This is a genomic window from Dyadobacter sp. 3J3 (genome assembly GCF_009801115.1).
Taxonomy (GTDB): Bacteria; Bacteroidota; Bacteroidia; order Cytophagales; family Spirosomataceae; genus Dyadobacter.
In genome coordinates this window covers 1-20,470 of the sequence record NZ_VTOL01000011.1, presented here as the reverse complement: position 1 = coordinate 20,470, position 20,470 = coordinate 1, and the positions used below count along the sequence as shown (strand labels likewise).

17 protein-coding genes and 1 pseudogene are annotated in these 20,470 nt (G+C 40.3%); 17 read left to right on the top strand and 1 reads right to left on the bottom strand.

Features of this window, described 5'->3' with window-relative positions:
- Positions 1-38 precede the first annotated feature (38 nt).
- The 6 genes and pseudogenes from FZF08_RS22240 to FZF08_RS32190 all read left to right on the top strand — a co-directional run.
- The gene (locus FZF08_RS22240; RefSeq protein ID WP_159473555.1) at positions 39-635 is read left to right on the top strand and encodes a short chain dehydrogenase; all 597 of its coding nucleotides are present in this window, start codon (positions 39-41) and stop codon (positions 633-635) included.
- 616 nt (positions 636-1,251) lie between these two features.
- On the top strand, positions 1,252-1,791 hold the full coding sequence (locus FZF08_RS22235; RefSeq protein WP_159473552.1) for a GNAT family N-acetyltransferase: 540 nt from the start codon (positions 1,252-1,254) through the stop codon (positions 1,789-1,791).
- 693 nt (positions 1,792-2,484) lie between these two features.
- Positions 2,485-4,923 carry a TonB-dependent receptor domain-containing protein gene (locus tag FZF08_RS22230; protein ID WP_159473549.1) on the top strand — a complete coding sequence of 813 codons (2,439 nt, stop codon included), beginning with the start codon at positions 2,485-2,487 and terminating at the stop codon, positions 4,921-4,923.
- Positions 4,924-5,019: 96 nt separating this feature from the next.
- The gene (locus tag FZF08_RS22225) at positions 5,020-6,063 is read left to right on the top strand and encodes a sensor histidine kinase (protein WP_159473546.1); all 1,044 of its coding nucleotides are present in this window, start codon (positions 5,020-5,022) and stop codon (positions 6,061-6,063) included.
- Complete coding sequence (locus FZF08_RS22220; RefSeq protein ID WP_229216648.1) at positions 6,060-6,791, top strand: LytTR family DNA-binding domain-containing protein; 732 nt, start codon at positions 6,060-6,062, stop codon at positions 6,789-6,791. The genes FZF08_RS22225 and FZF08_RS22220 overlap by 4 nt, the downstream gene beginning before the upstream one ends.
- Positions 6,792-8,865: 2,074 nt before the next feature.
- Positions 8,866-9,039: pseudogene (locus FZF08_RS32190) on the top strand (hypothetical protein); the annotation flags it as partial.
- Positions 9,040-9,109: 70 nt separating this feature from the next.
- Here FZF08_RS32190 and FZF08_RS22215 read toward each other — a convergent pair.
- A complete protein-coding gene (locus FZF08_RS22215; protein ID WP_159473543.1) occupies positions 9,110-9,454 on the bottom strand; it encodes a hypothetical protein in 345 nt (114 codons plus the stop codon).
- Between the two features lie 721 nt (positions 9,455-10,175).
- Between FZF08_RS22215 and FZF08_RS22210 the strand changes: the two genes are divergently transcribed.
- From FZF08_RS22210 to FZF08_RS22160, 11 genes are all read left to right on the top strand, one after another.
- Positions 10,176-11,261, top strand: a complete 1,086-nt coding sequence (locus tag FZF08_RS22210) for a sensor histidine kinase (RefSeq protein WP_159473540.1) — start codon at positions 10,176-10,178, stop codon at positions 11,259-11,261.
- Entirely contained in the window at positions 11,258-12,004 is a 747-nt protein-coding gene (locus FZF08_RS22205; RefSeq protein WP_159473537.1) for a LytTR family DNA-binding domain-containing protein, read from the top strand. Before FZF08_RS22210 ends, FZF08_RS22205 begins: the two co-directional genes overlap by 4 nt.
- 82 nt (positions 12,005-12,086) lie before the next feature.
- Positions 12,087-12,788, top strand: coding sequence for a hypothetical protein (locus FZF08_RS22200; protein ID WP_159473534.1), 702 nt, complete (start codon positions 12,087-12,089; stop codon positions 12,786-12,788).
- Positions 12,789-12,930: 142 nt separating this feature from the next.
- Complete coding sequence (locus FZF08_RS22195) at positions 12,931-13,971, top strand: hypothetical protein (protein WP_159473531.1); 1,041 nt, start codon at positions 12,931-12,933, stop codon at positions 13,969-13,971.
- 61 nt (positions 13,972-14,032) lie between these two features.
- A complete protein-coding gene (locus tag FZF08_RS22190; protein ID WP_159473528.1) occupies positions 14,033-14,701 on the top strand; it encodes a porin family protein in 669 nt (222 codons plus the stop codon).
- Positions 14,702-14,923: 222 nt separating this feature from the next.
- Entirely contained in the window at positions 14,924-15,226 is a 303-nt protein-coding gene (locus tag FZF08_RS22185; RefSeq protein WP_159473525.1) for a hypothetical protein, read from the top strand.
- A gap of 424 nt (positions 15,227-15,650) precedes the next feature.
- Positions 15,651-16,493, top strand: a complete 843-nt coding sequence (locus FZF08_RS22180) for a sialate O-acetylesterase (RefSeq protein ID WP_159473522.1) — start codon at positions 15,651-15,653, stop codon at positions 16,491-16,493.
- 252 nt (positions 16,494-16,745) lie between these two features.
- Positions 16,746-17,102, top strand: coding sequence for a nuclear transport factor 2 family protein (locus FZF08_RS22175; protein WP_159473519.1), 357 nt, complete (start codon positions 16,746-16,748; stop codon positions 17,100-17,102).
- Positions 17,095-17,685: a Crp/Fnr family transcriptional regulator gene (locus FZF08_RS22170; RefSeq protein ID WP_159473516.1), complete on the top strand. Its 591-nt coding sequence runs from the start codon at positions 17,095-17,097 to the stop codon at positions 17,683-17,685. Before FZF08_RS22175 ends, FZF08_RS22170 begins: the two co-directional genes overlap by 8 nt.
- Before the next feature lie 164 nt (positions 17,686-17,849).
- On the top strand, positions 17,850-18,917 hold the full coding sequence (locus FZF08_RS22165; RefSeq protein WP_159473514.1) for an SDR family oxidoreductase: 1,068 nt from the start codon (positions 17,850-17,852) through the stop codon (positions 18,915-18,917).
- 770 nt (positions 18,918-19,687) lie between these two features.
- Positions 19,688-20,380: a recombinase family protein gene (locus FZF08_RS22160; RefSeq protein WP_159473510.1), complete on the top strand. Its 693-nt coding sequence runs from the start codon at positions 19,688-19,690 to the stop codon at positions 20,378-20,380.
- Positions 20,381-20,470 lie beyond the last annotated feature (90 nt).

Here is a 20,470-nt window from a genome sequence, read left to right as displayed (position 1 = left end):
TGGTATTGAATCAGCTTTGACAAAAACAACTATATCAAATGAAAATCATCATTGTCGGTGCCACAGGTACCATTGGAAAACACGTTGTAAAAGCGCTGGAATCTGCGCATGAAATTATTAAAGTGGGCTCAAAAAGCGGCGACTTTCAGGTCGAAATTTCAAGCCTCGAATCTATTGAATTCCTGTTCACACAAGTGGGTCCATTTGACGCATTGATCTCCGCAGCAGGCGACGCACATTTTGGTCCGCTTCCGCAAATGACGGATGTAGATTTCAGAAAAGGTATTGACAGCAAACTTATGGGACAGGTCAATCTGGTGCTGATTGGCCAGAAGTATATCAATCCCAAAGGTTCTTTCACCCTCACATCGGGAAGTCTTGCTGAAGATCCGATCGTTTATGGTGCCGCGGTAAGCGCCATAAACGGCGCATTGAACGGCTTCGTCAAAGGAGCTGCGCTTGAACTTGAAAACGGGGTTCGTATTAATGCAATCGCTCCGGGTGTTGTTGAAGAATCACCGGCCTATTTCCCTTATTTCCCGGGCGATATTCCTGTGGAAATGCATAGGGTTGCACAGGCTTATTACAAGAGCGTAATGGGCGGACAGACCGGGCAGGTTTATTTTGTTGGGTGATATTTGGATTCGTTTGAGTCTTTTTTAGGGCTTTCCAGGTAATGCCAGACCAGCATTTATAAATGGTGAAACGGCACCATTACTTATGCAGATTGTCAAAGAAAAATATATGGAATTAAATTTTTTCCGGCTGATGGACAATTTCGCGAAAACCGCCGAAAAAATGATCAAATAATAAGCCATGAAACATATATGAATAAAATTTAAACAAGCACTTCATTTAACCCAATTTGTAAGAAGAAATATCCTGCCCCTATCGATTGTTAAGCTTTGCCAAATAGATAAAATCTGACAATTAAGTACTCATTTGGTGTTATCAGCCGGTAGAAGATATTTTAGGACATAACGGGGAGTTGATGTACAGTTAACTCAGTAAAGAGGTTAAAACTTATCTTTTAATTTTGGAAATGACAGGCCAATTGACAAAATTGAACTGTAAATTGCATTGAATAATCAGAAAAGGAAATAACTATTGCACCATCTTTTGGTTGATTAGTTTGTTAATTCTACAAATGACCTGCATGAATTTTACCAGGCTGGTCATTTATGTTTTAAAATAAATATAAAATTCATATCCAACTGCATAATACAGTAATTTAAAAAGAAACCCCAAGAAATGATATTTGAAGAATTGAGAACTGATAGGCTAATCTTAAGAAAAATCACTCAGGAAACCTATGATTATATATTTGAAACGTTTTCTGATCATCAGATAATTGAGTTTTTAGGACTGAATTCTAATCAAGAATTTATACTAGAAAAAGAAAAATACCAAAATGGACTTTCAACACACAATCGGAAGTTCCTGTATTTTCAATTGATTGATAAAACTACGGGAAAGATTATCGGTTGGTGTGGTTTTCATACTTGGTATGTTGACCATCATAGGGCTGAAATAGGATATGCTTTGAGCGATGATGATTACAAAGGAATGGGAATCATGTCGGAGGCTATTACTCCAATAATTGAATATGGTTTTGAGCAAATGAACCTAAACAGAATAGAAGCATTTATTGGCCCTGACAATTTCCCTTCATTAAATCTTATAAAAAAAATGAATTTTAGGGCAGAAGGCCAATTAAGGCAACATTATGTGAAAAATAATCGGGCAGAAGATTCGATGGTTTTTTCATTACTTAAAACTGAATTTAAATGATTCTGATAGCCAGAATGAGTTCTAACGGTTTTTTAGCAAAAAAGCTTTTATCCTAATTCCAGGTTTGTTTTGAAGGGCCTATGAGATCTGGTTTTGCTACTGATGAGCTTTGCGCCTTGTCAATAAATCCGTAAACAGGTTCTTGCTACTCTTGAATTGTATAATTTATTATGGCAGGCATTACCTCAACGGTTGAATTTAAACTATCAGATCGTGTTGAAGGTTACAAGCATATAGTCAGGACCATTGGAACACAGACAAGAACTTTCTGCCGAAGATTGTATGGTTTCCACCAGGCGTCGCTCCTACCCGACCAACATCTGCTATAAATCGTTTACCTCAAACTATTAAGTTGCTCAACCCTACTAAAATTAATATTGGAAAATACGCTAGCCCTAATGGAACTACCTACATGAAGAGCGTTCCCGCAAATTGAATCCCCACTGTCTCAACCCTAAAAAGCCGCCAACTATCTTAATCTTTGGATATTTTCGATCAACAGTCATTTTAAGGGCCTAAAAGCAGGTAAATCTTCGCTGAACCACCTTCATCCCGCACATAGTGCTCTTCACATTACGATTAGCCTCAGTCGTCTAAAATTCAAAAACGTCAATAAAATCCTTTATTCCTTTGGACATATAAAATTGTATGAACTCAAGGAAAGTGGACTTTCGAATTTTTAACCTGCGACAAGTGTATATTATAAGTAAAATTAAACTTGCAGCGCTCATCACGGTATTTGCATTTTTGAGTGCCTCTCTTCACGCCCAGACAAAATATATGATCGGGGGAATTGTCAGGGATTCATCGTCGGCGCAGCCCGTTTCTTATGCTACAATAGGACTTATTGATAATCAGAATAATGTCATAACTTCCACGCTTTCCGACGAAAACGGAACCTTTAATCTTATGGCTGATAAACCAGGAGATTATTCTATCCAGATATCGTTCATCGGATACGCTACCAGGATATTGCCAGTCAGGGTTCTATCAAACACGCTTAATCTGTCAATCCCGATTATTTTATTAAACCCGGTAGCAACCAATCTCAAAGAAGTTACCGTGTCTGCTCAAAAGAATATCATAGAAGTACATCCTGGCATGCTTGTCTATAACGCGGCAAATGATCTGACAAATAAAGGAGGTACTGCGGCCGATGTACTACGTAAGGCCCCCATACTTAATGTGGACCCCCAAGGTAATGTAAGTATGCGCGGAAGTACCAATTTAAAGATCTTAATCGATGGTAAATATTCAGGTCAAATGGCACGCAATGCTGCTGATGCACTGAATATGATGCCTGCCGATGCAATTAAATCTGTTGAAGTCATCACAACGCCATCCGCTAAGTATGACGCCGAAGGTGCTGCCGGTGTGATTAATATCATAACCAGGAAGGGCAGAAAGAACCTGGATGGTGCCTTGGAACTGACGGCTAGTAATTTGGAACAAGCTTTTAACCCGCGCGTTGCCTTCACAATAGGCAAATGGAATTTTTCCTTTCATGGTCATCTTCATCAGCTTCGAAGTAAAGAAGGCTCAACCTATTTGAGAACACAACCCGGGAATGGGTCTGATGTGGCGCAACTGGAACAGCAAGTGGAACAGGATAATACAGCGCCCCACGGCTCAGGTGATTTTCAAGTTACATTCTCCCCCGACTCTTCCAGTGAATTTAATCTCGCCATAAATAGCAGTATAGGCAACTGGCCAGGTGATAAAGACATAAAAACAATTACCCGTTCTGCTACCGGCGGTATTTTAGAACAATATTCACAGCATATTGATGCGAGCGAAAGGTATCTGAGTGGCGACTTTAATATAGGCTACTTCAGAAAATTTAAAAAGTCGGGACAACAACTCAACATACTCGCACAGATGGCCCCCAGAAAAAGCGAAGCTCCCTATTACACGCTCATTTCATACATGACCAGTCAACCACAGTACCAGGAATACAACACGAATGAGATAAAAAACCGGGAATGGACTTTCCAGGCTGATTACATTCATCCTTTTTCCAGCACAGGAAAGTATTCTATCGAATCAGGGCTTAAAGCTATCCTTCGCAACGCTGACAATAATTATCAGGTATCTGTCGCTGACCCCGACCTGGAAGGAATAGCACAAATCGATGCAGCTCGCTCGGACAGGTTTAGCTATAAGCAGAATGTCTGGTCGGCTTATATGATGGGTAAGGCGAATCTCCCAAACAATTGGTATGCGGAAGCGGGAGTTCGTGCAGAGGAAACGCAAATTCAAGGTGATCTTTTACAATCCGGAACAAAGTTCAGTAATCATTTCATCAATTTGATTCCTACTGCGACGGTATCCCGTAAAATCAACGATGCGCACACCATTACTTTAAGCTATACCCAGCGCCTGACAAGACCCAGTATCTGGGATCTGAATCCCAACGCCAACGCGAGTGATCCCAAGAATATTACTACCGGCAATCCGCGGCTTAAACCGGAAATAGCACAGCAGGCCGAATTGGTTTACGGACTTAATAGAGTATCTGGATTTTTTCTGAACACTTCGCTTTACGTGAAGCAGACAAATAATGCCATCATGAGTTTCACCCAAACAGATGCTAACGGGATCTCTATAACACAGGAGAGGAACCTGGCATCTAATAAGATGGCAGGATTAAACCTTTCTTCTTCCGGATCAATTACAAAGAACTGGACTGTCAATGGAAATTTAAATGTCAGTTACCTGAATTTCAATAGCGATGCATTGCAGATTGTAAACACTGGCTGGGCTGCGGACATTAATTTGAATACCACAATGAAGTTGCCGTCCCATTATTCTCTACAAGTATTTGGTCAATATAATGGTCGAAAAGTTACATTGCAGGGATACAAATCCGGTCAGTACTTTCATAGTCTTGCAGTGAAAAAAGAAATACCTGACAAAAAAATCAACATTACCCTGGCGTTTATAAATCCCTTCTCTACCTATATTTCACAAAAGGTGGTTTTAAATTCCAGATCATTCGAATCGTCCGAGTCGAATCGATATTACTCGCTGGCAGTTAAGCTGACCTTGAACTGGGAATTTGGAAGTATGTTTAGTCAGCGAGAGCGAAAGAAAATTAAGAATGACGATGTGAGCGGGCCGCCAAAAAGTTAAAGCTTTGACAAATAAATAAAACTTGCATCTAGGCCAAAGGTGCGATTTGGCGAATAAATAGGTATAATCGTTAATGATAAGTGCTTTTATTGGTACATGGATTTTCTGAGAAATAATTACTCTAAAACTGCTGCGGTTCATGTCGCATTTTGGCTGGTCTTTATATTTTATTCTGGCCTGGACGACGGATATTATCACCATGACAACTGGTCGTTCGGTCTGGATCCTGATGATATTTGTGATATTCTCATTGCCATGTTTGTGGTGTACGTTAACCTTTATATCCTCATTCCGTTCTTTTATGCCAAACAAAAACACTTTTTGTATTTCACTGCCCTTTTACTGGTATTAATAGCAGGAGGACTTATTAGCCGGTTTTTATGGTGGCATATTTGGCTACCAATGGGGCCTATAACGTATCGTCATAGCGGCGACGGGACCCATTACTGGATTTGGGTCCGGATTATCAGTGACGCCTCCAGCTATTTCCCCGTATTGGCTGTTACCGTACTGATAAAAATGATGGTCGATGCCAATGCACGAGAAAAAAAACTACGGGAAACCGAAAAGGAAAAGTTTATTGCAGAAATGAGCCTGCTCAAAGCGCAAATCAACCCGCACTTTTTATTCAATACTTTGAACAGTTTATATTCCCTCACTTTGGCGCGATCTGAAAAATCAGCAGAAATGGTGCTCCGTTTATCGGACCTGATGCGTTATATGCTTTATGAGGCGAGCGCAAATACAGTTTCGTTAACCGATGAAATAGCATATTTGGAAAATTATATCAGTATTGAACAAATGCGGTTCGCAGACAGGTTAGACCTTTCGTTTCAATATTCAGGTGATACATCAGGTAAATCAATATCACCGTTATTGTTGCTTCCCTTTATTGAAAATGCTTTTAAACACGGCATTCAAGAAAGCTCGGGCTGGATTACCATCGACCTTAGGCTTGATAGTAATTTTCTGACCCTGAAAGTTGAAAATAGTTATAGCCTACCGGTCAAAGAAAAAGAGACGGGACTGGGACTGGCAAATGTGAAGAAACGTATTGAGCTGGCCTATCCTGGACAGTATGAGTTAAGCATCACACAAAAAGCCAATATTTATTCGGTAGATTTAAAATTACAGTTTTGAAAAAAATCACTTGTATTATTGCGGATGATGAAGCCCTTGCCCGGGATGTCATTAAAATGCACATCAAACAGCTGGACCGACTGGAAATCGTTGCTGTATGTACAAATGGACTTGAAGTGTTCACGGCGATAAAAAACACCCGGCCTGACTTGGTTTTCCTGGATATACAAATGCCCCAGTTAACAGGTACAGACCTGCTGCGAACAATAAAAAATCCTCCGGCAACCATCATAACGACGGCCTTTCCTGAGTTTGCGCTGGAAGGGTATGAACTGAATGTGATAGATTATCTATTAAAACCAATTTCTTTCGAGCGGTTTCTAAAAGCTGTGGACAAATACGAAACATGGTTGAATCCAGGCAGTAGTAACTACCACCATGGGGCAACCCACGGAAGTGTGCACCGAATCGATCCTTTTATTTATGTAAAAGCAGAAAAGAAAATGATTAAAATACTGCTCAAGGATATTTTATACATGGAAGGCCTCAAAGATTATATAAAAATATATACCTTAAATGGTCCTGTGGTCACACTTAAAACTCTGACTTATTTCACCGAAAATCTGCCTGCTGATCTGTTCATGAGGGTACATAGGTCCTTTATTGTTGCGATGTTACATATTGATTCGTTTTCAGCCACTGAAATTTATATCGGGAAAGACGCTATCCCTATCGGAAGCACCTACACCAGGGAGGTTGCACAGAAATTGAATTCCAACCTATCGTGACCGGTTGTTTTGTTCAGGGGTGCTGAAGGCAGACCTATAATCGACCCATGTAAAGGAGACTTGGTTAAACTTATGTCAATTCCAGACTAAGACACTCTGCACATTCCATAACTGGCAATTTATTTCAATAAGTCCTTTTCTGAATCAAAAGCACATATGCTACTCAGTCTTCACAAAATAAACTACTGCTTTTACTTATGAAACGCGAGCTTTTACTTTTTTATCAAGAAAAATAAATTTAAATAATCTCCTTGGCGAAAAATATTCACTATTGCAGACAGGAATTACGATAGTTGCCATAACCGGATAGTCAATTTTCTTCTGTTGCAGACAATCCTAACTTCATAGCGAATCATTTAATGTACTCTTTTACTTATTCGCTGCAATAATCTTCTTTCTTACTGGATTATACATCATAGATAAAATCAGAAGCAAATTCGTAAAACAGTATTTTCCTGAACAATTTCAGCCGAAAAGAAGGGTGAAAAGCTGCTTAATTTTTGAATGGCAATACAAGCAATTCAAAAAATACACTCTGGATCAGGGTTGGGATGAAAAACAACTGGAAGCAATCTATGGGCTTCCTGGTAAGGAAATTGAGAAAGAGTTTTCGCCCTTATTACTAAAGGTGGCAAGTATAATTCTTGTACCAGGTTTCTTGATTGCTTTGAACGGAACCAACAGTAAATTCTCACCCTGGCCCAAACTTCAATTATACTTTTGCCTGGTCGTCCTTATTAGCAAGTTTTGCTACACGGTAATTTCACGAAAAAGCGCTATAAAAAGTATTAATTTGGCTGCCGTTCCGTTTATATGGTTACGAATAATCTTGGTTGTTATCTCTTCATCGACCTCCACCAGCCTACGATGTAATTCATAAATCTTAGACTGAAGCTTATCGAAGTTAGCATTAAGGATTCTAACGTCCTATTTAATCCCATTCCCGCGTCCAGCGGCAATCCTTCCATTTCTAGGGATCCAATCCCACTTGGAAGGTTTCCGCTAACATAGTTACTGCGTCTTTTTTGTCTGGAAAGACATTGGAATTTTTATTCTCTTTCTGACCAGTCCATCGAGAACTTCGTGCCAGGTGTAGTATTCAACATACCACTCTTTGGTTAAGTCACCTTTCTGATCAAGCAGTATAACGCGATTGAAAGGATTGTCGCATTATGGTCTTTTATCATTTTTTTTGTGTGTGTTTGTCCCGGTAATTGTCCCGAATAACAAAAAAGCCCCTCCTGCAAGCAGGAAGGGCATGTTGCAGAGAGAGAGGGATTCGAACTTAATATATAACTAACATATAATCAAGCACTTAAATCTCACCCATTTGCTGAACGCCACGAATGACGCGATATATCTAAATCATTAAAATCAAATAAACTAATAGACAGATTTGCAATGCGTTAGCAAGTCATCGACTTTGTAAAAATACAAAAATTTAAATCGCTTTCAAAAATAAAGCCTTTCTACAATTGGATCAAATTATGACTTACCCAAAAAGTACAAACTTCCCGAATGGAGGTGTCATAAAGTGGCCCATAAGGTACAAATCCCGAACCACTTTTATGAAGATTTAACAAAGCTTGCAATGGAGAATTCGGACTCATTGACCATGTGATTCCGTGGCCGATTGACCAGTAACAGGCTATTTCCTTGCACATGCTAAATAATTATCAATCATGTACTTAAATTGGTCAATTTCAACCGAAACGACCTGTGCTTAATTTCCGAATTAGGATGATCAATAGTTCCGAATTCTCCATACCTGTCGTTCGTTCGCGGGAGAAGAGTTTAAAAATGAAAAACTTGGCATCCAGGTTTTAAAATAGTAGTTCGCCTTCATTTTACCACAATAATGTCACTTGCTGGCTTAAATGTGATCTCTGCATTGAAGCCCGCCTTTTCCAATAACTGAAACTTCTTAATAGCGAGATATTTTTTTCTTTTGAAATTGTGCCTGAAATAATGCCTGCGCGCCTTTGTCAGGCCGGTTAGGAAACAGTGCTGGCCATAGCCAGAAATTGAGGCGCGGGATCGGCTTGGATTCACAGCGTGCTGAGAAAAAGCTTTTGAGCAAACATTTGGATATGAACGTGAGCTAACTGAAACCTTCCAATACCGAAGGGTGATGCTCAACGGAACAGCGATGAAGCGCGCCGATATGTTGGGGCCGACCGGAGCTACAAGGAGAAACAAGCCAAAAAGCGCAGCCAGGCCGTCGAGCAGAACAAAAGAGAAAATATGAAAATGGTACAGTAGCTGCCTGGATACAACATTCTTGTCATTCCCATAAGCGGCCTGTCCTAATGCTTGACTTACATTTTTAAAGTCATCAGTTTCATAACAAATGCTTTTGCTGTTGAAAATACAAATCCATGTTTATCCCTTAAATTTCGAAGAACAAGTTGTAAAGTTGGAATAAGTTGGTCTACACTTGTAACTGCATCACTCATCAATAGAGCCATTTTTTTGAGCTTTACAAAATCCACGTCCTTACTATTCAGTGCATTTTTCTCTGCAGTATCTACCGCATTCTCTGCATAAAGCTGTAATAACGTTCTTTCAGATTTTTTCAGAAATAACGGAAATATATAATTGCCTTGAATCCACTTACCCAAAATCTGTCCATTACCGATTTTTGCTTTATACTTTGGGGCCATCCCGTTGGAAAATTCCAGATAAAAGCTATCATCAATAATCTGGAACTCAGATGCTGATAATTCAAAAACTTGCTGTTGTGGTATTGAAACGTTACATTTTAATTTCCAATGAAAGGCTTTTCGAATCCAAAATTTAAGGTAACGTCCTGGCCAGAAGCACTCATGGTTCCGGTCCAGAGTTTATGATATAAGCTCTCCTCTATTTCTGTTTTACAACTTGTCAAAAAAAACTGCGACTAAACAGACAAAAATTTTGTTCATGATGGATTATCGAAAATTAATGACCAATAATCTTTATAAATTCCGGTTTTAACAACATAAACAGGACTTGCCCGCTCGCTCAGACTCCAAAGAGCTGATACTAAACTTAAAAAAATGGATAGTTGTTTCCGAAATTAAGCTGATCCCCAAAGGTATCTCCATAGACAAAATCAGTCGTGGCGCTTTTTTGTATAATCTTTAAATTTAACCCGAAAAGCGGAAAAATGATCCATTATTCCTACTGCGACGTCTGGCGTTTTCAAGATGACAAGATGGCCGAGCTAAAAGCATTCGTCATCGAAAGTTGACAGATGTTTGCGCTATTTGCATCTACAAAACACCTGTTTGCATAATTTATTTTTTCACCGTTGACTGCTGACCTACTTTTATATCACAATGTAGGAAAGAGGAAAGTAAAACGTTTTTCGGGATAATTAAATAAGCTCACAAAGACAGTACAATGCTAAAAGCGACTTTAAACTTTTTTAGAGCAAATTACAAGCGATTAGCGCTATTAGCCTTATTCTCTTTGGTGATTTATGGTTCGTTTCTTTTGCTTTCGTACGTGACAAATCCGGCGCAGACTGCTCGCATTTTTGCTGGCCGGACGGGCTTTTTATTCAACACCCTGATATTCGTTGTTGAGTCTGTCATTACGCATTACATTCTGATTTTTGTTTTGATACTCCCGGTGATGCGTAAGCAACGTAGTTTTCGCAGCGCTGTAATTATCGGGCTACTGTTCTTTATAGTCAAGTTTGCATATGATCACACTTTTTTCTTAATGGAAAGAGCAGCGCAGGCGCGGGAAATGGCTGATTCTACCCCGGCTGCTTTGCCGGAAGACAAGATGAAGTGGGTGTTGATTATGTCTTATGTATTTATCCTGATTGCAAGTTTTTCAGTAGCATTATTGATTGAATGGGTCCACAAAGGCAGAGAGCGCATTATGCTTGAAAAGGATAAGACGGAAGCGGAACTGAAAGCCTTAAAGCACCAGATTAACCCTCATTTCCTGTTTAACTCATTGAGCTTTATTTATGGAAAGGTGATCAAAGTTGATAAAGAAACTGCGGATTCTATCCTGATGCTGGCCAACATCATGCGGTATGCTTTGGGAAAGAACACCCGCGTCGACGGGACAGTCAATATTATGGACGAATTGGAGCACATGAAAAATGTAGTTGAGATTAACCAGCGTCGTCATAATCATCAGTTAAATATAGGTTATGACGAACAGATTGATGATCAATCTACCAGCATTGTCCCACTGGTATTGATTACGCTGGTTGAGAATGCTTTCAAGCACGGTGACCTGCATGATCCTGCCTATCCCTTGCGGATCAGAATTAATACATGCGTGGATGAACTAACCTTTGATATCAGTAATAAAAAGGGAAAAGGATTGAAAGAACTCTCCAATGGAATTGGCCTTCAAAATATCAGGCAGCAGCTGAATTTAACTTACGGTAACCGGTCTGAGTTCTTTATAGATGAAAGTGAAACCCATTTTAGTGTATCATTAAAGATAACATTTACGGTATGATTGATTGCGTTATAATTGACGATGAGCAGCATGCCATCGATTTATTGAAAGAACATATAAGCCATGTGCATTTTTTGAGACTAGTAGGTTCAGAGACAAATCCTATAAAAGGTTTGGCAATGATCGGTGATCTCAAACCAGGGCTTGTGTTCCTGGATGTTCAAATGCCTAATCTGACCGGAATAGAAATTTTGAAGCTTATCAGCAATGATTGCCATGTGATTATGACTACGGCTTACAAGGAATATGCCCTTGACGGATTTGAGCATGCAGTAGTAGATTATCTATTGAAACCGATCCCTTTTTTAAGGTTCTTAAAAGCCGTCAATCGGTTATGGACCATTCAGAATAATGTTCGCCCGATTAATGACCAGGATCATTATGTTTTTGTAAAAACAGAACAAAAGGGAAAGCTTTTAAAAATTGATTCCCGCAGAATAACTTATATTGAAGGGCAAGGCAATTATGCGACAATCCACATGAATGATCAGCGTAAAATTACCGCCTATTTAAAATTAAAAGAACTGGCCGAACATCTTTCCTCAATGGGTTTTGTGCGCATACACAAGTCGTTTATTATTTCGCTGAGCCACTTAACCGCAGTAGAAGGCAATATGGTCCGGATCGTGGACGAAGCACAACCCATCACCATAGGTGAAGCTTATCGCAAAGAGTTTTTTGAAATGATCAATGCCAAATTGCTTTCTATGCCTCCGAATAATCCAACAAGTTCAAACGAATAATCATTTATCTCTTCATGGATGTTTTATAGTAAATATCCAACCACTGATAAAGCCAATTTTACCTTACCATTTAGTTTAAATCATGAAACGTACTTGCCTTATATCAGCTTTAACGCTGATGTCAATACTATTTAGTGGCCTAATGACCAATTGTTTTGCGCAAGGCAAAACTGACGAGGTCATTACGCCGGACGGAGAAAGAAAAGAAGCAGCCCCGGCAGATCGTAAGAACAAGATTGCCGTGATGCCTTTCCAATTTCTAAGCAATGATCCTGGCTATGAGCCAGGTCAAATGAGCAAACGGATGCAGGCTAATTGCGCCAGCTCCTTACGCAAGAATACGTCCAACGTTCTCATTCAAGACCCGATGACTACGAACCGGTTATTGGCAAAAAACAAAATTGATGTCAATGACGCAGCGGCAGTTGACCCTCAGGAACTTGCCGTGATGCTCGGTGTGGAGTATCTGGTATTTGGTGCCATAGACGTAGTAAACAAAGGGGCCACCAGCACGGGCAGTAACGTAACCACTTACAAGGACAAGGAAAAACAAGACAAGGACAAAAACAGCAAAAACACAAAAGCGTCCGGAACGGCCATAACGAGTAATAACGCGATCACGACCACCAATTACGCGACGAAGGTCACACTCGATATTTATACGGACCAGGGCAGCACCTATTATAATAAATCCAGAAGTTCTTTTGGTAGCCAGATCGATTCATACGTAAGTACATTGGATTACCTCATCAAGCGCACTCCTTTCGGGTCCAAGAACCGATAAAATAGGCTGCTCTCTTCGTAACTATTCGCCGTTGAATGAAATCCTGAGGATAAACATCCATCCTTTTGTCCGGGGAGAATAATGCCGTCTCACCAATAAACACTTTATCAATAATAAATTTTATCCAACAATAATAGGTCTTATGAAAAGTCTCCGTTTTTTTATGGCATTCACTGCCTTGTCCTTAATGCTGTTTGCGGGCTGTAAAGACGTAGTTGATCATCCGGTCAATCCGGTCAATCCGGATTTAGCAGAAGTGGTACCAACTTCTTGTACCAATCCTCCCATACGTTCCTGGCTTTTTGCGCAATTTGCTATCTGGGGCCAAGGGCCGACGCTCATCTACGCGAGTGAGGAGCTGCAACTGTCAAACCTGGCTATCTTTCACGCTTTATACTTTGAAAACAGTTCTGAAAACCAATACTATGGTGTTAAAGGTGAATATACCGACCAGATTAATAAGAGCTTAAAGGATCTGAAAAACTTTTGGGATATCGAGGCGAAAAACATCGTGACGGTTGCAGCGCATGGTTCCATGCTGCAAGACAGGGGTAAGGTCATCAAAATGTATACAAAAATATATGGATACAGTAATGAAAAGGCTAATAAATATGCCGACTCGTTAGCCACTTTATTCAAAATCTATCCGCAGTATAGCAACGGAGACCATCCCGCTTTTACTTTTAATCAACTTGCCATACCGGACACACTTTTTGCCAATGTCGGTCAAGTTCCGGCTAAAATTATCATTGGTGATGGCAGCTTGCAGGGTTTCGACACACTTGGTTATGGAAAGACAGCTCCGCAGTCTATTCTGGCCCATGAGGTTGGGCATCTAATTCAATATGATTTAGGTATTTTAAAACCGGGTATGAAACTGACACCAAAAACCTCCCGCCGCTTCGAATTAATGGCCGATGCATACGCAGCCTACTTTTTGGCGCACACAAGGGGAGCCGCGATGCAGTTAAATGAGTTGCAACAAGTCGCAGAAGTGTTTTTTAATACAGGTGACTGCGAGTTCACTATTGACGGGCACCACGGTACACCTACACAAAGAAAGGCAGCCACCGAGTGGGGATACAACCTGGCCAGAAACGCCGACAATAAAGACCATATTATCGGCAGCCGGGAATTTGCGAGCCTGTTTGATGCCGTCTTAAATGATATTATCAAAAAGTAGCCTCAGCGCACCGTTCCTTAAAGTTTTTATTAATTACAATTTACTTAAAACCAATATCCACATGAAAAACATGATGATTGCCCTATGTATGCTCACAATTAGCTACGCAGCAAATGCCCAGTACGACCCAGCTTTCCGATTCGGGATTAAAGCAGGTGCTAACTTATCCAATATCAATGGCAGCAAGGATCTAAGCCTATCACCAGGCGGTAACGCGTTCGATTTCAGGGACAACGATAACCGTTCACTTGGCTTTGCCGGTGGTGTTTTCTTCCGCTTTGGTAAAACGTTGTATATCCAGCCAGAGCTTTTGTTGTCTCAAAAAGGAGGAAAGTTCAATGTATATGAGGACGGTGTGTTGAATGATGGAAAAGTGGACGTACGGTTTTCCAACTTTGATGTGCCTGTGCTTTTCGGAGTGCGCATTGCTAAGTTTTTTCGCGTGAATGTTGGCCCGATGGCATCTCTCAGATTGTCTAATAATGGTAAGATTGGTGATTCATTTGAAGCAGTAACGGGCGAGAATTCAGGAGCTGAATTTAAAAACCGGTTGGCATTCGGCTATCAGGCGGGTGTTGGCGTTGACTTTGGAAGATTGAGTCTGGATGTGCGTTATGAAGGCAATTTCACAGATATCTCGAAAATTCAGTTTGCTAATGCTACAACTGCGTCACAATTTGGCAAAAAGAGCAACCTCTTTCAGGCAACATTGGGACTTGCCATTTTTTGATTGAAAATATAAAATTAAGCAAACGAGGTTGTCTAAAATAGGCAGCCTCATTTGCTGCAAAAACCTTATTAAGTAGCTGTTAAAACAAAGTAAATTAGGACGTTTAAACAATGATTAACAAACACAGGTCATCTATTTTTGTATCCTGATCTTAATAAATAATAAACAATTGAAAGTTGTATTGTTGAGCCTGGTGCATTTCCTACCCAACTTATAGGTTATTTGCTCCAGCCAAGCGAAAAGCAGCGCTCGTCGGATTATGGGCCCATCAAAGATCTGCCAGGAGAATTACTATCATCAATAGAAAGTGTATTCAAGACCTATCCTGATCAAAGTCTGGACCTGGTCTACAAAACTGTTATTGAGCTCATAAAAATGCTACACGGCAAGTGCCCGATGCGGACAGAAGTGGACCAGACGTTTATGCGGGATCTCTTGGCACCATTGAACAAACAATTGGCAAAGGCTAACAAAAAACTCTATGAAGCTTTTCAGATTGGGGACCTTACAAAAGGCAAAAACTAAAATTAGCATAACAATTGACTTTGGTTGGTTACTTCCTTTTCGTAGATTTAAGCCATGGAAAAGAGAAAAAAGAGTCCTTCCGTCGAAGGTTGAGAATCTGTTACATTTTTCTTGTGCTTTTAAAAATCAGTTGGGCTATACGCTCAAGGAACGGTATAAACGCAGCGTAATAGTTGGATGTCTGATTAGCACCGCTGCCAGCGCTCAGCCTCCGTTCTAGCTCAGCCGATAACGTGCGAAATGAATACAATGAATATTGAAGATTATGCTGGTTGTATAGTTTCTTAACCTGATTCAGACTCATAAACAATGCAATTTTTTCCGTATCAGCATAATAGGGTACTTTTGGCACTGAGCCGGCATTTCGGTGGCAGAGTCGACCAGACCGCTGCCGCACAATCTTTTAATTTGACCCATTTATATCATGGTAAGTTCCTTTTTGATGGTGGGCCAGTCAAATATGGCTGGTCGTGGATACCTGAGTGATGTTAAGCAGATCTATGACGATAAGATCAAAATGCTGGTAAACGGCCGCTGGCAGGCAATGACAGAACCCATTAATTTTGACAGGCCTACATCCGGTATAGGACTTGCAGCATCCTTCGCAGGTGCGTGGAGATTAAAAAATGAGCAGGAAGAGATCGGCTTGATCCCATGTGCTGACGGTGGTACCAGCCTGGATAACTGGGCGGTTGACGGAGTACTCTTTGAAAATGCAGTGTTCCAGGCAAAGCTTGCCCTGCGGACCAGCAGGTTGGATGGCATATTATGGCACCAGGGAGAAAATGACAGTTTTGGTGGCCTTTCTGCACTGTATTGCGATAAGCTGAGTATTATCGTTGATGCATTTCGGAGTGCGTTGAAAGTACTGGATATTCCATTTATTACAGGTGGTCTTGGCAATTTTTTAGGCGCTGGCAGGTATGGTAAGTACTTTAATGAATATAACCAAGTTAATGATGCCCTTTTGAAATTCTCTGAAACAAAGCCTAACTGCTATTTTGTAACGGCAAATGGATTAACGGCTAACGAAGACGGACTGCATTTTGACGCGGTATCTCAGCGCAGGTTTGGAATCCGGTATTTCGAATCATACTTCACCAGGAAAAATATTTTGGCGCCACTTGACTTCGAGAATGAATTAATCGGGATCATTCAGGACAGGCCTTTAACGAAAAAAGAACAGGGTGCATTATTTGAGATTGAATTTGCTCGTGGTAGAATGTCTCTGGGTGATTTGGAAGAAAAGCTAAATTGCCTGACATAAACTTCGCTTGGGCAAACTAATTCAAAAGATGATCGGCTATTAGCCAAAACGTTCAGAATGAATCAAACCTAACAAAGATTGCAGGTGTACGTTATCAAAGCTTAAATTCATTTTCCAGATAATGAAGGTCATTAGAAAAAACGGGAGATTAGCATAAATCTCCCGTTAAAAACTTGTGATTGTAAATAGGGGGATCTTCTCTAAACTAAATTCAAAATTATACCCTTGTAACGATATAAGCAGAAATATCACATGGAATCAAATAATAAAGCAATACTGGAAAAAGCAAATGCAGCTGTCACAGAAGGCGATTATGAGGGATTTCTGTCCTTCTGCACCGATGATTTGAAATGGACATTTGTAGGTGATCAGATATTGGGAGGCAAGGTAGCTGTCAGACAGTATATGGCATTGGCGTACCAGGAGCCGCCAAAATTTATGGTGGAAAACCTGATCGCGGAAGGAAAGTTTGTTACTGCAATTGGTAAAATCAGTATGATGGACAAAGACGGGAAAATGATTCATTATTCCTACTGCGACGTGTGGCGGTTCCGTAATGGTAAGATGGCAGAATTAAAGGCTTTTGTAATCGAAAATTACCATGATTGATGTCCTTTTCAACCACATTCAGGAAAAAGTTTCGCTTACGGATATTGATAAAGAAAAAATTAAAACCTTCTTTATTTCGAAGAGGTTAAGAAAACGGCAGTATTTGTTACAGGAAGGGGATGTTTGCAAAAATATGGCCTTTGTTGCCAAAGGTCTGCTTCGTATTTACAATGTGGATGACAAAGGCGGTGAACACATGAGCGCTTTTGGCTGGGAAGGATGGTGGTTATCTGATTTCAATAGCTTTTTATCGGCTGTACCTGCTGTATTTAATATCGATGCGATTGAAGATTCGGAGCTATTGATGATTTCACGGGCAAATTACGAAACACTAACCCTGGCTGTTCCAATTATGGACCGGTATTTCCGTATTCTTTACCAAAACAATATTGTTACAAAAGACCGCCGGTTGATGAGTACCATAACCCATACTGCCGAAGAACGGTACCTTCAGCTGGCTGAATCAAATCCGCAGATCATTGAACGCATTCCGCAAAACATGATTGCCTCTTACCTTGGCCTTGCCCCTGAAACCATTAGCCGAATCAAAAAGAATATTGCCACCCAAGGCAAAACCGATTGATCCACATCAAGCCAACTTCTTGCTCCAGGTCATTTCCCAGCCATTTTAGTGCAGGTACCTTTGTATCAGACGCAGGATAAGTATTTAAAGATAACATGGCAGATTGATTACATATTTTGCCAATCTCATTTTATCCTGACAGTAAATTAATATAAAGTACAAACATGGAAAAAATAGCATTGGTGGTGGGAGCAACCGGCATGACTGGAAGCAACCTCGCAGAAAAACTGATTGAAAAAGGCTGGACAACTTATGGTCTTGCACGAAATCCTAATACAGAAATTGCAGGCTTGAAACCCATTTCAGCGGATTTACTGAATGAAGAAGACCTTAAAACCAAGCTTGCCGGCATTGCACCAACCCACGTTTTTATTACAACATGGATGCGCAATGATACAGAGGCTGAAAATATCCGTGTTAACAGCGCCATGGTCCGTAATATATTAAACAGCCTGTCTGCCAAAAAATCGGTACAGCATGTTACGCTCGTAACGGGACTGAAACATTATCTTGGGCCTTTCGAGGCATATGCACAGGCGGGTACTTTACCTGAAACGCCTGTCCGCGAAGAGCATCCAAGACTGGATCTGGAAAATTTCTATTATGCTCAGGAAGATGAGGTGTACGCCGGCGCAGACCGGGATGGTTTTACATGGAGTATCCACAGGCCGCATTCGGTTATTGGAAAAGCGGTTGGGAATTTAATGAATGTGGGCACTACGTTGGCGGTTTATGCAGCCATTTGTAAAGAAACAGGAAGACCATTTCGCTTTCCGGGTTCTGGCCCGCAGTGGAATGGCTTGTCAGATGTGACCGATGCAAAACTGCTGGCTGAGCACATGATATGGGCTTCTACAACGCCAGCGGCCTATAATGAGGCTTTCAATGTTGCCAATGGAGACGTTTTCCGTTGGAACTGGTTATGGAAACAAATAGCAGGATGGTTTGAAGTTGAGCCTGCGGGTTTTGATGGTGATATACATTCATTAGAAAAAGAAATGGCTGATGACGCTACGACCTGGAAAGAAATAGCTGTCAAATACAAATTAAAAGAAACGCATATTAACCGTTTGGCTTCTGCCTGGCATACCGATCTTGATCTGGGCCGGCCCATGGAAGTAATGACCGATATGTCCAAAAGCCGCAAGCTTGGTTTCACCGGATATCAGGATACACGTGACTCTTTTTTCAATCTGTTTGAGAAGTTGCGGTTTGAAAACTTAATACCGTAAAGCAGACAAGTACAGTAAATAAAGAGGCCGCCTCATAAAATTGTGAGACGGCCTTATTTATATTACTCCAATCTCTAACAAAAATTTTAGAATAGGATTGAAGTGATTCCCCTATCGTGCCGTTATAATTATTTTCACTTTCCTGATACCAACATCAGGCATAAAGTCATTTAGATTAAAAGACGGAAAATAGGTTAAACTAAAAGAAAGGAGAAAAACCGTCACGACTTTAATGTAACATTTCTCTTCTCCACTAGACCGGTATATTCAATCCTAAGGCATTATACCTACGTTATAACGGAATTGATCACCTTGGGAAACAATATATTCGTCCAAAATCAAAAGATAGAAGATAATCCTTATTCACCTTACCAAACTATTCTCGAAATATCCTCACAGATAAGGGTGAGAATCAGGTAGACGGAGTGTCGAACAGATTATTTTGGTATATACAACCCGTGGCGCTTTTTGTACTTTCTTTTAATCTAACCCTAGAGTCATACTACTGTTGGTGATTTGATCTATACAAATGTAGTAAACAAAACGATACTACGCTATTAATATACAAGAAAGGTTAATATAGAAGTTTTCTTCCCATTTGTTATAAATTGATTGCTTGGCAATCTCATAATTAACAGCAAACTGTGCCGATTTAAAGTTGTTGTAGTAAAATGTATGTTTCTAGCAAACCAGCATGTAGAGCAAGGAGCAGAAAGCGTACTGATTTAAACATTAGTTTATTTCAGTACACCTGATTAACTTTACTTTATATGCTAATTAACAACAAACAGAAATTGGATCTCCAACAATCAACTTCCGCAGTTATTTTTTCACGTGTATCAAAAAATGTGCAAAACTACCAGCGTCAAATTGATGACCTAAAAGCATATGCTGAAAAACAAGGTTGGACAATATCGAGGATCATTGCAGAAAAAATTTCCGGAAGTAAAAGCAATGATGACCGTGAAGGAATTGGTGAGCTTCTGGCAGCAGCAAAGAAAGGAGAAATACAAAAGGTCCTGGTCTCCGAAGTATCCCGTTTAGGACGTAGACCATCCCAAACACATCAAGTTCTTGAAGAGCTAACTAATCTAAAAATCTCATTATACATACATCAGTTCAATATCGAAACATTATTACCTAATGGGAAGTTGAATCCGGCAGCTTCCATGATTTTCTCAATCACTGCCGATCTGGCCAGACAAGAAAGAGAAACTCACATTGAGAGAATAATTAGCGGAATGGAGCTGGCCAAAAGAAATGGTCAGAAATTCGGTAGAAGACACGGCCGCCTATATACGGATGCTCAACTATTGAGAAAATATTCAAAAGCAGTCAAAGACATAGAACTTGGTCTTAGTATTAGAAAAGTGGCAAAGCTTCACGAAATATCTCCGGACACGGTACAAAGATTAAAGAGATTAATAATAGACAATATCACGAATAGATTTGTAAGGGCATAAAAAAAAGCCGCCCATGTTTTTAAGTTTGTAGCTGTGAAACAAATAAACGAAAAAGCCCGGGCGACCTGCGACAAATTTAGAGCACTTACC

Coding starts and splice junctions, on each gene's coding strand:
- FZF08_RS22160 (WP_159473510.1), top strand. CDS start 19,688: ATGCTAATTAACAACAAACAGAAATTGGATCTCCAACAATCAACTTCC.
- FZF08_RS22200 (WP_159473534.1), top strand. CDS start 12,087: ATGAAACGTACTTGCCTTATATCAGCTTTAACGCTGATGTCAATACTA.
- FZF08_RS22205 (WP_159473537.1), top strand. CDS start 11,258: ATGATTGATTGCGTTATAATTGACGATGAGCAGCATGCCATCGATTTA.
- FZF08_RS22195 (WP_159473531.1), top strand. CDS start 12,931: ATGAAAAGTCTCCGTTTTTTTATGGCATTCACTGCCTTGTCCTTAATG.
- FZF08_RS22225 (WP_159473546.1), top strand. CDS start 5,020: ATGGATTTTCTGAGAAATAATTACTCTAAAACTGCTGCGGTTCATGTC.
- FZF08_RS22240 (WP_159473555.1), top strand. CDS start 39: ATGAAAATCATCATTGTCGGTGCCACAGGTACCATTGGAAAACACGTT.
- FZF08_RS22215 (WP_159473543.1), bottom strand. CDS start 9,454: ATGGCCCCAAAGTATAAAGCAAAAATCGGTAATGGACAGATTTTGGGT.
- FZF08_RS22190 (WP_159473528.1), top strand. CDS start 14,033: ATGAAAAACATGATGATTGCCCTATGTATGCTCACAATTAGCTACGCA.
- FZF08_RS22170 (WP_159473516.1), top strand. CDS start 17,095: ATGATTGATGTCCTTTTCAACCACATTCAGGAAAAAGTTTCGCTTACG.
- FZF08_RS22175 (WP_159473519.1), top strand. CDS start 16,746: ATGGAATCAAATAATAAAGCAATACTGGAAAAAGCAAATGCAGCTGTC.
- FZF08_RS22165 (WP_159473514.1), top strand. CDS start 17,850: ATGGAAAAAATAGCATTGGTGGTGGGAGCAACCGGCATGACTGGAAGC.
- FZF08_RS22235 (WP_159473552.1), top strand. CDS start 1,252: ATGATATTTGAAGAATTGAGAACTGATAGGCTAATCTTAAGAAAAATC.
- FZF08_RS22210 (WP_159473540.1), top strand. CDS start 10,176: ATGCTAAAAGCGACTTTAAACTTTTTTAGAGCAAATTACAAGCGATTA.
- FZF08_RS22180 (WP_159473522.1), top strand. CDS start 15,651: ATGGTAAGTTCCTTTTTGATGGTGGGCCAGTCAAATATGGCTGGTCGT.